The organism is Lysinibacillus sp. TE18511 (assembly GCF_054062295.1).
The window spans coordinates 38,145-51,096 of the sequence record NZ_JBSSFD010000034.1 but is presented as its reverse complement, the minus strand read 5'-3'; the positions used below and the strand labels follow the sequence as shown (position 1 = coordinate 51,096).

Genomic DNA, 12,952 nt, shown 5'->3' with positions numbered 1-12,952 from the left:
CTTTGCGTTATTCATCTTAATTGAACCGCCGTATACGGAACCGTACGTACGGTGGTGTGAGAGGTCGGGAGTTAATCACTCCCTCCTACTCGATTATTTTAGGAGGTATCCGGTTTCGCCAGAAGAAACGAGAGAATCGCTGATAAACGTGTGGATATCGCTGATAAAAAATCTAGAATCGCTGATAAACGAGTGGATATCGCTGATAAAAGATCTAGAATCGCTGATAAACGTGTGGATATCGCTGATAAAAGATCTAGAATCGCTGATAAATCTGTGAAAATCGCTGATAAAAGATCTAGAATCGCTGATAAACGTGTGGATATCGCTGATGAAAGATCTAGAATCGCTGATAAACGTGTGGATATCGCTGATAAAAGATCTAGAATCGCTGATAAATCTGTGAAAATCGCTGATAAAGTCCGAGAATCGCCGGTAAACCCATGGACATCGCTGAAAGTAAGCACAAAAAATCACCTGAAAGGAGCACAGCAATGAAATATAAAGGTTGGTTGTTGCCACCTGCATTACGAGATTTTCATGAAGGACGTATTTGGTTAAAGGAGTATTCCCCGTTTTCAAAGGAAGATATCGAGAAAGCGATCCATCATAAATACTTCCGTATAATAGAAGGAATTCAAAAAGTGCCACATCTAAAATGCAACCGTTGCCATAATATTGATCCGCGGCACTTTACAACGTTTGATTGTTCGAAGTGCCAGCAGCAATGTATCTATTGTAGACATTGTCTGAATATGGGCAGAGTGAGTAGCTGTACGCAATTGATGATCTGGACGGGCCCAACTGCAATTAGAACAAAAAAGCATCCACTCGAATGGGCAGGACAATTTACCATGCTTCAACAGCAGGCGGCAAATGAATTGCTAGAAAGTGTGAAGGTAAAACGTTCCCACTTGTTACATGCGGTATGTGGGGCGGGTAAAACAGAGCTGCTTTTCCCAACTGTTCATTATGCTTTAGAGCAGGGCTTACGAGTGTGTATTGCTACGCCTCGTACAGATGTAATATTAGAGTTATTTCCACGCTTTCAAAAGGTCTTCCCGCAAACGATCATCCATGCTTTATATGGTGGATCACCGAAGCAGGAGGGCTATGCGCAACTAGTGTTAGCTACAACTCATCAGCTCTATCGCTTTGAACGAGCGTTTGATGTCATGATTGTTGATGAGGCGGATGCATTTCCGTATACATTTGACGAAACGTTACAAAGAGCTGTACAAAAAGCAAAAACGGAAAACGCACCAATATTGTTTGTCACGGCAACACCTTCACAAAAATTACTTACTGCGTATCAAAATAAAAGTTATTCATTCATCCCGAAACGTTACCATAATCGTTCATTACCAGTCCCTCGATTTGATGCCCTATGGAGCTATGAAAAGAGCTTGAAACGAGGGAAAATCCCGCGAAAGCTAAAACAATGGACGGAGGATCGTCTTGCACATAAAGAACCATTTCTATTATTTTTCCCGAAAGTAGAGTTAATGAAAATAGCTACGCCTCTTTTTCAGTTATTAGATGCAAGCATTTTGGCAGTCCATGCCGAAGATCCTAATCGTAAAGAAAAAGTGCTTAAACTACGTCACGAAGAAGTTCCGGGTTTACTCACAACAACCATTTTAGAACGAGGTATTACGATAAAGAATGTGCAGGTTGCAGTTATTGGGGCGGAATCGACTATTTTTACTTCCAGTGCACTTATCCAAATTGCTGGGCGAGTTGGTCGAAATGCTAATTTTGCAGATGGAGACGTTGTATTTTTTCATCATGGCATTACAACTGAAATGGATGATGCGCGTACGAAAATTCTTTATTACAATAAGAAAGGATTTTTGCAATGAATAAAATTGAAACACTGTGCTTATTATGCTCACAGCCTCTGCAACCAGTTATTTCTTGGAAAATACTTTTAACAAACCACTTTCAACCAACTATCTGTGATAAGTGTTCAGCTCGATTTGAACATTCGCCGGCAGCAACAGCACTCTACCAATACAACGACGCTATGAAGGATTACTTGCATCAATATAAATTTCTTCAGGATGTAGCACTCGCAAAAGTATTTCGGCAAGAGCTATATGCACGGTTCAAAAATGAAAAATCTATTATTATACCGATTCCTATGCATCCCCTCAAACAAAGGGAACGTACCTTCTCGCATATGGAGGAGTTATTAAAGGCTGCCAATATTCCTTTTATACAACTTTTAGAAAAGACGACAACAGAAACGCAAAGCTCCAAAAATAGAGTGGAGCGAATACAAGTAGCCCCTCTTTTTCGTCTGATGGTTGGTGCACATGTAGAGCATAAACAATATCTCCTTTTTGACGATATAAAAACTACAGGAACTACGCTGCGGCATGCCAGCGAGATTTTATTACATGCAGGTGCCCGAAATGTTCAAAGCTTCACATTAATTAATGGATGAAAATGCTAATGCGTCATGTATAATAGATACGAATATATATGATTCGTATTTTACTGTTATTATGCGAGAGGAGGAAGAGTAATGGCAGAGGTTCGCAATTGTCCGAAATGTAATGAGTTTTTTAATTATATAGGGGTTAGAGAAGTATGTCATAAATGCGCTCAATCAGAAGAAGAATTATATCAAATCGTTTATCGTTTTTTACGTAAACGTGAAAACCGTGCCGCGACAGTAGAACGTATTGTTGAAGCAACAGGAGCTGAAGAGGAACTATTGTATAAATGGGTTCGTAAGGGTCGTTTACAGACGGCAATGTTTCCTAATCTTGGCTATCCATGTGACAACTGTGGTCATCTAACGACAACAGGCAAACTTTGTACAAAATGCCAAAATGAATTGAAGGCGGATTTACGTACATTTGAAGCGGCGAAGGAGTTCCGTGAAAATGTAGTACAACATGATCGTGCAACATATCACTCAGAACGAAAACGCTAAACGCTTAAAGTGTGTTAATTTTAAACAAAATTAGCACATTTTTTTATGTTTGAAAACTTAACATTATGTGAGACAATCCGAAATAATAGTAAGATAGCGTATTAGATAGGAGGGGAAAAAATGAAAATTACATCTTATGGGGTTAATGCAGTAAACGCCTATAAAAATCAGGTGCGCAATGTAAAATCAGGCACAAATAAGGCATCTTTCGCCGATAAAATCGAAATTTCAAAGGCTGCACAGGAGATGCAAGGAGTTTCAACATATAGCGCCGAGCGTGCAGAACGCGTACAACAATTAAAAGAAGGAATTGCTTCTGGTGAATATAAAGTCAACGCTCGGAAAGTTGCAGAAGATATGCTGAAATATTATCGTTTCTAAGGGATATCAGAAAGGGTGTTTAGCAATATGTCTGTAGAAGCGATTTGTTCCACACTAACAATGCTAGAAAGAATGCATAAAAGCTTACTTGAACTAGCCATGAAAAAAACGGAAATCATTACAGTTGGCAATATTGAAGCACTGGACCAATTGCTCAAGGATGAGCAGGCACATGTAGCGGCCATCGACAAGCTCGAGCAACAGCGTCAGAAACAGGTAACGGAATACCTTGGAGCAAAAGGATTTGCTTCAACTGACAAAACGACTGTCGCTAATGTCATCGAGGCTGCTGAACAACAAACTGATAAAGACACACTATCAGCAGTTCGCAATCGATTATTGCAAATCATTAATGACTTAAAAAAACAAAATGATTTAAACCAAAAACTAGTGTACCAATCACTACAAATTGTCAATTTAACATTAGATAATCTACGACCTCAACCTGAACAAATCAATTACTCAGGCAATGAGGTACGCGGCACAAATTCAATGGCCAAAAAATCATATTTCGATTCGCAAGCATAGTTTCTTGCGTCCATGCAAGAAACTATGCTTGAACTTATAAACGGTACTAAAAGGAGGAAAAACAATGCGCTCAACATTTATGGGCTTAGAAACTAGTAAACGTGGTTTGTTTACACAACAAACAGCTTTATATACTACTGGACATAATATTTCCAATGCAAATACATTAGGTTACTCTCGCCAACGAGTAAATCTGCAAGCGACTCCTGGCTTTCCAACTGCAGGCTTAAATCAACCTATTTATCCAGGTCATCTTGGAACTGGGGTTGAAGCAGGGTCAATTCAACGTATTCGCGATGAATTTATCGATCGTCAATATCGCCAAGAAACGAATAAATTAGGATATTGGGATTCAACAGCAAAATCAATTGCGCAAATGGAAGATATCATGTCAGAGCCTTCTGAGTTTGGTATTAATCAATCATTTACAGATTTTTGGAAGTCGATGGAGGATGTTATTGACAATCCGAAAGACGCAGCTGCGCGTCAAGTATTAATTGCTAAAGGAAAGTCTATTGCGGAGTCCTTTAATACTATGGATAGACAGCAAAAACTTATCCAAGGTAATATCGGGAATGAAATTAAAGTATCGACAGATAAAGTGAATTCGATTCTCAAACAAATTGCAGCCATTAATAAACAAATTCAAGAAGTTGAGCCGAGTGGTTATGTGCCGAACGATTTATATGATGCACGTGATTTGTTAGTAGATGAGTTAAATGAAAATATTCCTGTATCGATTTCAATGCAAAAATCAGGTGGGTTAGCAAAAGATGTAGCAGAAGGTTCTATGACGATTACATATGTACCAGCCGATGGCAGTGCACCTATTAAATTAGTGGACGGTAAAGAATATGCTGCGCTTGCAACGATGGACACAAACAATCAGCGCGTCGACGGTGAGGTAGATGAGCAAGCGACAGGGGGCTATTTTGAATTTAAGGAAATTAAAATCTCTGCTGTTGGCGAGCCACCAGCAGATCCAGTAACAGGGCCTTACAAAGTTGATTACAGTCAAATGGACCCTGGTAAAGGATCAATACGTGCATTAATTGATGCGTATGGACATAGCGGTGGACAAGGTACTTATCCTGAAATGCTTGCAAACTTAGATAATCTCGCAAATGAATTTATTACAAAATTTAATGATATTCATAAAACAGGTGTCGGTCTAGACAATAGTACAGGTATTGACTTTTTCGCAGGAACAACTGCAAGAGATTTTAAAGTGGTGATTACTGATCCGAAGCAGGTAGCTGTATCTGATACGGCGGGTGAGGAAGGTAATAACCAAAACATGCGTAAGTTAGCGGAGCTTCAAAAACAGGCACAAGCAAACTTAAAGCAAGGTACATTCCAAAGCTATTATAAATCATTAGTAGGGGATTTAGCAGTAAAGGGACAGGAAGCAGAGCGTAGTGCTTTCAACTCTAAAACATTGCACTTACAAATTTCTAATAACCGTGATTCAATGAGCTCGGTTTCGTTAGATGAAGAGATGACTAATATGATTACATTCCAGCAAGCATACAATGCCAATGCACGTATGATTACAGTTGTAGATGAAACTTTAGATAAAATCATCAATGGTATGGGAAGAGTAGGGCTATAATAGTCACTTGACTGAGAGGAGATAAATTATGCGCGTCACACAATCAATGCTATCAAGTAATATGCTACGCAATTTAAATACAAGCTACAACAAAATGTCTAAATATCAAAATATGTTGGACTCTGGTAAAAAAATTACGAGACCATCAGAAGATCCAGTTGTAGCGGTCAAGGGAATGGGCTATCGTATAGACCTTGATAAAAACGAACAGTACCAACGTAATATTCGTGAAGCACATACATGGCTAGATACAACAGACGAAGCACTTGATCAGACAGGCTCTGCATTAAAACGTGTAAAAGAACTGATTGTACAAGCAGCAAACGATACAAATACTACTGACGACCGTCAAAAAATAAATGCAGAAATGCAACAACTTAAGGAACAATTGCGTGATGTTGCCAATACAAGAGTTGGTGAAAACTATATCTTTTCAGGTACGCATACAAACCAACCGCTTTATATTGATAAAACAGGACCACAAAACCCAGCAATTACTACTGGAGGACAGAAGGCGATTGAAATCAACGTATTTGATGGCATCCCAATGAATATTAATACTCCAGGTGCTGATTTATTTAAGGATATCGATGATTTTATGGGACAAGTTACAACACTTTTACAAAGCGGTGCTACAGGTAAGGAGATTGGAGATACACTTGGTTTAACAAGTGGTGGTGGCACAATTCCTGGTTTAGATGCTGTTTATGAAAGTACATTGACTGTAAGAGCAGATGTTGGAGCTCGTCAAAATCGTGTAGAGATGATGGAGAATCGACTAAGTCTTCAAGAAATCAATGTAACAAAGCAACTGTCTGTCAATGAAGACACAGACTATGCTAAGACAATTACAGACATGATCACACAAGAATCAATTCACCAAGCCTCACTATCCGTAGGAGCAAAAATCATTCAGCAAACTCTAGTAGATTTTATCCGATAAAATCTACTAGGGTTCTGCCCCGAAAGCGAAGCGGCAGGGGTAAACGCGAAGCGAAAAGTTCTGCCCCGAAAGCGAAGCGGCAGGGGCAAACGCGAAGCGAAAAGTTCTGCCCCGAAAGCGAAGCGGAAGGGGGCAATACCAAAGCGTTTGGACAATATGTTCAGACGCTTTTCTTGAAAGGAGAGATGTAGATGAGACTCCCACAAATTCAAATTCGTACAACAGATGCTCAAATAGACCTTAATATATCAAAGCCACAACAATATATTAAACAACCTAATGCAACACAGCATATTGAGCAGCCAGCCGCAATTTTGGAAATTAATACAACAAGAGGCGTTTTAAAAATCGATTCTTCACAGGCAAGACGTGATTTAGGTTTAATCGGTCCTATTGAATCAAGTGCAAACTACGCAGAAAAAGGTAAACAAGAGGCTCTGAAAGGAATGGCACGAAGAGCCAGAGAGGGACGTCAAATGATGGAGAACGCTGGTAAAGATCAGGGACGTGCGACAATCCAAAACATCGCGAAACAAAACCATGGTCCACACCGTGTACAATTCAACGTGAAATTTGTCCCATCTATAGGATCAGTTAAAATCGACTATACGCCTGGGACAACGGACGTCAATATCGAACGGAGAGATCCAATAATTGACGCAAAAGTGAACAAACCAATCCATGAATACACACCAGGAAAAGTAACTGGTACAATGGTACAAAGACCAGATGTCGACATCGATGTCAATATTTAAAGGAGCGCAAGGAATAGATGAAAATTACAACAAAATTTTTAGGTGAAGTCGAAATTGTTGAAAAAGACATACTTACGTTTGAACAAGGACTACTTGGATTAGAAAGTCATAAAAGATTCGTACTACTTCCTATCTCTGAAGAACATCCATTGGCATTGTTACAATCAGTTGAACAAGTTGAAATAGGCTTTGTAGTTGCTTATCCATTCGCCTTCAAAAAAGACTATAGTTTTGATTTAAGTGAAGAGGATCTAGAACAACTACAAATTGAAAATGCAGAAGATGTTCTAACATACACCGTTGTCACAATGAAGGAAACACTTCAGGACTCTACTATTAATTTACTTGCACCATTAGTAATTAACGTGGATAAAAAATGTGGTAAGCAAATTGTTCTTCAAGATAATAAATCCTATCCATTACGTTACCCAATGGAAGCATTGGAAGGAAGTGCGAAATAATGCTAGTTTTATCACGTAAGAAAGATGAATCTATTATGATTGGCGACCAAATCGAAATTAAAATATTAGCAGTAGAAGGTGAACAAATTAAGTTAGGTATAGTCGCACCTAAAACAGTCAAAGTACATCGTTCGGAAGTTTTTGAAGCTATTCAAGCACAGAATAGAGAAGCGTTATCAGCATCATCAAGCTTTTTAGAACAACTAAAGAAAAAATAAAGACTAAATAATTTGGTCGTTTATTTTATAAGAAATATAAAATCGGAATCTATTACATAAAAAATAAAAAAAGTTTTAAAAAACTATTAAACATTTCCAACTAATTACGATATATAGATTGTAAGGTGCAGGAAGTACATACTACCTAATCCGAAATTCCACACGGATGTGGAATAACAAAAACAAACATTCAAGGAGGAATTCCAAATGAGAATTCAACACAACATTTCAGCTTTAAACACACACCGTAACCTAGCTTTCAACAACACTCAATCTTCTAAAAACCTTGAGAAATTATCTTCAGGTTACAAAATCAATCGTGCTGGTGACGATGCTGCTGGTTTAGCAATCTCTGAAAAAATGCGCGCTCAAATCAAAGGTCTTGACATGGCAACTAAAAACTCTCAAGACTCAATCTCTTTAATCCAAACTGCTGAGGGTGCTCTTAACGAAACTCACGCTATCCTACAACGTATGCGTGAATTATCAGTACAATCTCGTAACGATACAAACGAAAATGTTGACCGTGGTTTCTTACAAGATGAAATTACACAACTTACTGCTGAAATCGATCGTATTGCTAATACTACAGAATTCAACGAAAAAACTCTTTTAAATGGTAATCTTGCTGCATCAGGTACTGCACTAACATTCCAAATTGGTGCTAATGAAGGCCAAACAATGAAACTTGCTATTAAAGATATGCGTACAACTGCGTTAGCATCAGGTGGTGCATTAACGGTAAACATCGCAACAGGTGGTGGTGCTAGTGCTGCTATCGTTGAAATTGACAAAGCGATTAAAACAGTTTCAACACAACGCTCTGCATTAGGTGCTGTTCAAAACCGTTTAGAACACACTATCAACAACTTAGGTGCTGCTTCTGAAAACTTAACAGCTGCTGAATCACGTATCCGTGATACAGATATGGCTGCTGAGATGATGGCGTTTACTAAAAACAACATTCTTACTCAAGCTGCTCAATCTATGTTAGCTCAAGCTAATCAACAACCACAAGGTGTACTTCAATTATTACAATAATTGGAATGATATTTTGGGGACTCGTCTTTCTTATGAAAGGCGAGTTTTTTCTTATAAATGAATATGTACGAATACATAAAATAGCCGATAATATATAGGAGGTGACACCAATTGACAATTTATAATATAGAAGAATTTCAAAGTAAAATCAGTTTACCAATTTTAAAAATAAATAATTATTTTTTACACAGTAAATACGATCCAATTAAGGAAGCACAGCAATTTGCAGATAAGCATTTTAAGCCAGGGCATATTCATTTTGTTTTTGGCTATGGTAAGGGATATTTTATCGAGCAGTTACTTATAAAATGCACGAATAATGAACTGATTGTTGTAGTTGACCCCATTATACGCAACATAAAAATAAAACATCCTCAACTAAAAATTATAGAAGGCAATGAAGAATCTTTTGTAAAAAGTGAAATAGCAAAACTAAATACTGTTATTAGTCATAAAACAGTTATATGTTCACCTAACTATGATAAATTATGTATACAGGATTATAAAATATTTTTAGAAATCATTAATAATAAATTTAAACTAGATATTGTAAATGAATTAACAGTAAGAAGGTTCTCTTTTGAGTGGCAAAGAAATTATCTATTTAATTTAAATAACAGTAGAAATGATGCGCCACTAAGTGAATTATATAATAGCTTTGAATTTCCAATAGTTATCGCGTCAGGAGGTCCATCACTAACAAAGCAACTACCTTTATTAAAAAAAATTCGGAAAAATGTAATATTAATTGCCGCAGGTTCAACAGTAAATACTTTGCGAGCCAATAATATAAAACCAGATTTTGTTGTCTCAATTGATGGTGGAGATCCTAATTATCAGCACTTTAAAGAGGTATATTATCATGATGTATCGCTAATCTATAGTATGCTTCATAACTATAAAATAAATGATAGCTTTCAAAGTTTAAACTATTATTTTCTACCTGAACATTTATCTAAACTTAAAATGCACTTTGATAATATATCTGATTCTGCTATAACAACATGCTTTTTAGGAATGTCAGTTGCAAATACTGCATTTGAAATTGCATTAAATTTAACAAGCGGACCAATAGCTCTTATTGGACAAGATTTAGCATTTACAGATGGTAAGACGCATGCTGAAGGAAACAGAAATTTTAAAACTATTACTGAAGATTTTAAAATTAAACAGGGTTTATTTCCTGTTAAAGGATATTATAATGATGTTGTACTAACAAATAACTCATTTTTCAGTATGAAAGATTCTTTTGAGCAAATTAAAATGAAATATAGTGCAGATAGAACTATATACAATTGTACTGAGGGTGGTATCAATATTGATGGATTCACTAATATACCCTTTTTATCTTTTATAGAACGATGTGTTAAAGAAGACGTAGCTTTTAAAATTTTCTCAAAACAAAAGAATAATAGTGAAAATACTAGTTTAATGGATGACTTACAAAATGAAATTAAGATTTATGCAAAAGCTAAGCGTCTTATTCTCGAGAATATATCATTATTAATTACAAATAAATCCAAAATATCTTTTTCAAGTTCTATTTTAAAAAAAATGGAGAGAAATGATGATGAAGTTGAGAAACTTCTAAACAAAACATCTTTTTCCACGATTGCTGATCCAATACGTTTAGATGTTTTGAAAAATTATCAACCCAGAATAAATGAAAATGCTGAAGTAGCTTATTCTCGAGTATTTAATCAAAACAAAGAATTATATAATAGAATGTTACAAGCAATAGAAATAACTAATGATTTTACTTTACAAGTAATTAAGGAAGAGGATTGAACATGGAAAAATTAATATTTGAAACAATGGATAGTTATAATCAGTATTTACAAAATTTAATTATTGCCAGCGAACGAATTGCAGAAAATTTAAGAAATGAGAATATGCAAAATGCATTGCATTTGATTTTACAATTTAGTGAAGGGATGAATTGGTTGATTGATGTAAATATGAGGCTTACTGAATTAGGATATCCACAAGTATTATTAGTGGAACAAATTCATGAATACCTTCATGAGATTAATGATGGTTTAGAAATACAAGATTATATTTTAGTTGCAGATATGTTTGAGTATGAAATTAAGTCATTCTTTGAAAATGTCAAACCATATGAAGTGACTACAAATTGAATATTTATTGCATAGAAAGGTGATTTTGTATGGAAAGTATATTAAATGGTAAAAGTGTTTTAATAACAGGTGGAACAGGTTCTTTTGGTAAAAAGTTTATACATAAAGCTTTGACATTAGGTGTGAAAAAAATTATTGTTTTCAGCCGTGACGAGTTGAAGCAATATGAAATGAAGCAGGAATTTAGAGAAGATGAAAGACTGCGTTTCTTTATTGGAGATGTAAGGGAAAAGGATCGCTTGTATCGAGCTTTTGATGGTGTAGATATTGTAATTCATGCAGCAGCAATGAAGCATGTTGATGCGTGTGAATATAATCCTTTTGAGGCAGTGAAAACAAATATTCATGGTGCACAAAATATTATTGAAGCTGCGATTGATCGTGGTGTGGAAAAGGTGATTGCACTTTCAACTGATAAGGCATGTAGCCCAGTAAATTTATATGGTGCAACAAAACTTGCATCGGATAAGCTATTCGTCGCAGCAAATGCTTATGTAGGGGAAAAGAAAACAAGATTTTCAGTTGTTCGTTATGGCAATGTAGTAGGTAGTCGTGGCAGTGTAGTACCGTTCTTTAAAAAGATTAAGGATACAGGCAAGTTACCTATTACAGACGAACGTATGACACGTTTTTGGATTACACTTGATCAAGGAGTACAATTTGTTCTTGATAATTTAGACCGTATGCATGGGGGCGAAATTTTTGTACCAAAAATCCCTAGTATGAACATTATGGATTTAGCTAAAGCAATAGCACCAAATTGTAAATATGAAATAATAGGTATTCGTCCAGGTGAGAAATTACATGAAGCCATGATTATGGAAGATGATGCTCGTCACACACGAGAATTCAATACTTACTATGTTATTCAACCTCAATTTTCATGGTGGTCGCGTGATTATGTAACGGAAGGGAAATCGCTACCAGATGGGTTTTCTTATACAAGTGATAATAACACCGATTGGTTGACTATCGAGGATTTAAAGGGATTAATATAGGGGAGGAATTATGAAAAAGAATATTATTATATTTGGAGCTAGTAATGGTGGTTTGAATTATATTAAAAATCAAAAGGATTATAATATACTAGCTATTGTAGACAATAATAAGCTAAGATGGGGTCAGAAATTGTTAGATTATTACATAATTCCACCTAGTGAGATTAATTGTTATCCTTATGATTTTATAGTTATTACGAGTATGTATTATAAACAAATAACACAACAACTTATAGAAGATTATAAAATCGATGAGCGATTTATAATTTGCGCACCGAAAACTTTGATGAAATCAACGGCCAATCCTTTTATGGATGATCGCACCTTAAATTTTGCTTATACTTTTTTGAAAACTTTTCATGTTGAAATGTCTCTTTTAAATATCCCTTACTTTATAGACTTTGGTACTCTTTTAGGATTTAAGCGTGAAGGAGATTTTATAGCTTGGGATGATGATATTGATATAACTGTCCCGTCAGAATTTAGCGAAAAATTATTTAGATGGGTTAAAGAATTTTTTGAAAAGGAAATATTTGATAGTGTAAAATGGCATATTTCAACTAGTTATAATGAAGAAATGAAACTTGTAGGAGTAGATATTAGTTTCACTTCTGAAATTTATAAAGAATTCGATATTAATATAGGAATTTTTTATGTAAAAGATGGCATTGCGTATCAAATTATGAATCATGCACCTGCTGAGCATTTTGTTAAACAAGATTTTTTACAAGTAAGAGGCTTTAAGTTTGCAATCCCTAATAAAGCAGAAGAGTACTTAACTTATACATATGGGAATTGGAAAATCCCTAAGAAAGTCACAACATTTCAAACTAATACATTGACTTTTAAGGAACCAGTGGGGATACAAACCAAAACTTTAAAATAATACTATCTGTAAATATTTTAATCTATTTTTTTATATATTCGGAATAC

The 12,952-nt window shown here is 35.7% G+C and carries 16 protein-coding genes; 15 read left to right on the top strand and 1 reads right to left on the bottom strand.

All coding sequences use genetic code 11. The features are described from left to right. Positions 1-98 precede the first annotated feature (98 nt). Positions 99-467, bottom strand: a complete 369-nt coding sequence (locus ACVWXS_RS19730) for a hypothetical protein (protein WP_456959807.1) — start codon at positions 465-467, stop codon at positions 99-101. A 27-nt stretch (positions 468-494) separates the two neighbouring features. On the opposite strand from ACVWXS_RS19730, the gene ACVWXS_RS19725 reads away from it, so the two are divergent. The 15 genes from ACVWXS_RS19725 (at position 495) to ACVWXS_RS19655 (ending at position 12,905) form a co-directional block, all read left to right on the top strand. Beyond that, positions 495-1,862 carry a DEAD/DEAH box helicase gene (locus ACVWXS_RS19725; protein ID WP_456959805.1) on the top strand — a complete coding sequence of 456 codons (1,368 nt, stop codon included), beginning with the start codon at positions 495-497 and terminating at the stop codon, positions 1,860-1,862. Next, positions 1,859-2,449 (top strand): ComF family protein, encoded by a 591-nt coding sequence (locus ACVWXS_RS19720; RefSeq protein WP_456959803.1) that lies wholly within the window; start codon positions 1,859-1,861, stop codon positions 2,447-2,449. Before ACVWXS_RS19725 ends, ACVWXS_RS19720 begins: the two co-directional genes overlap by 4 nt. Positions 2,450-2,530: 81 nt before the next feature. Next, positions 2,531-2,944 (top strand): TIGR03826 family flagellar region protein, encoded by a 414-nt coding sequence (locus tag ACVWXS_RS19715; RefSeq protein WP_456959802.1) that lies wholly within the window; start codon positions 2,531-2,533, stop codon positions 2,942-2,944. A 120-nt stretch (positions 2,945-3,064) separates the two neighbouring features. After that, positions 3,065-3,325 carry a flagellar biosynthesis anti-sigma factor FlgM gene (gene flgM, locus ACVWXS_RS19710; RefSeq protein WP_368636263.1) on the top strand — a complete coding sequence of 87 codons (261 nt, stop codon included), beginning with the start codon at positions 3,065-3,067 and terminating at the stop codon, positions 3,323-3,325. A 27-nt stretch (positions 3,326-3,352) separates the two neighbouring features. Continuing rightward, on the top strand, positions 3,353-3,853 hold the full coding sequence (locus ACVWXS_RS19705) for a flagellar protein FlgN (RefSeq protein ID WP_456959800.1): 501 nt from the start codon (positions 3,353-3,355) through the stop codon (positions 3,851-3,853). 64 nt (positions 3,854-3,917) lie between these two features. Continuing rightward, on the top strand, positions 3,918-5,465 hold the full coding sequence (flgK, locus tag ACVWXS_RS19700; protein ID WP_456959799.1) for a flagellar hook-associated protein FlgK: 1,548 nt from the start codon (positions 3,918-3,920) through the stop codon (positions 5,463-5,465). 28 nt (positions 5,466-5,493) lie between these two features. Further along, positions 5,494-6,408, top strand: a complete 915-nt coding sequence (flgL, locus tag ACVWXS_RS19695; protein WP_456959797.1) for a flagellar hook-associated protein FlgL — start codon at positions 5,494-5,496, stop codon at positions 6,406-6,408. A gap of 191 nt (positions 6,409-6,599) precedes the next feature. Beyond that, positions 6,600-7,163, top strand: coding sequence for a DUF6470 family protein (locus tag ACVWXS_RS19690; protein ID WP_456959795.1), 564 nt, complete (start codon positions 6,600-6,602; stop codon positions 7,161-7,163). Between the two features lie 17 nt (positions 7,164-7,180). Next, positions 7,181-7,624, top strand: a complete 444-nt coding sequence (gene fliW, locus ACVWXS_RS19685; RefSeq protein WP_456959793.1) for a flagellar assembly protein FliW — start codon at positions 7,181-7,183, stop codon at positions 7,622-7,624. Next, a complete protein-coding gene (gene csrA, locus ACVWXS_RS19680; protein ID WP_223552949.1) occupies positions 7,624-7,842 on the top strand; it encodes a carbon storage regulator CsrA in 219 nt (72 codons plus the stop codon). The genes fliW and csrA overlap by 1 nt, the downstream gene beginning before the upstream one ends. 207 nt (positions 7,843-8,049) lie before the next feature. After that, entirely contained in the window at positions 8,050-8,883 is an 834-nt protein-coding gene (hag, locus tag ACVWXS_RS19675; protein ID WP_456959791.1) for a flagellin Hag, read from the top strand. A gap of 111 nt (positions 8,884-8,994) precedes the next feature. Then, entirely contained in the window at positions 8,995-10,671 is a 1,677-nt protein-coding gene (locus ACVWXS_RS19670) for a motility associated factor glycosyltransferase family protein (RefSeq protein WP_456959789.1), read from the top strand. Between the two features lie 2 nt (positions 10,672-10,673). Then, complete coding sequence (locus ACVWXS_RS19665) at positions 10,674-11,021, top strand: hypothetical protein (RefSeq protein WP_456959787.1); 348 nt, start codon at positions 10,674-10,676, stop codon at positions 11,019-11,021. 29 nt (positions 11,022-11,050) lie between these two features. Further along, the gene (gene pseB / locus ACVWXS_RS19660; protein WP_456959785.1) at positions 11,051-12,019 is read left to right on the top strand and encodes a UDP-N-acetylglucosamine 4,6-dehydratase (inverting); all 969 of its coding nucleotides are present in this window, start codon (positions 11,051-11,053) and stop codon (positions 12,017-12,019) included. Between the two features lie 10 nt (positions 12,020-12,029). Continuing rightward, on the top strand, positions 12,030-12,905 hold the full coding sequence (locus tag ACVWXS_RS19655; RefSeq protein ID WP_456959783.1) for a LicD family protein: 876 nt from the start codon (positions 12,030-12,032) through the stop codon (positions 12,903-12,905). Positions 12,906-12,952: the final 47 nt, after the last annotated feature.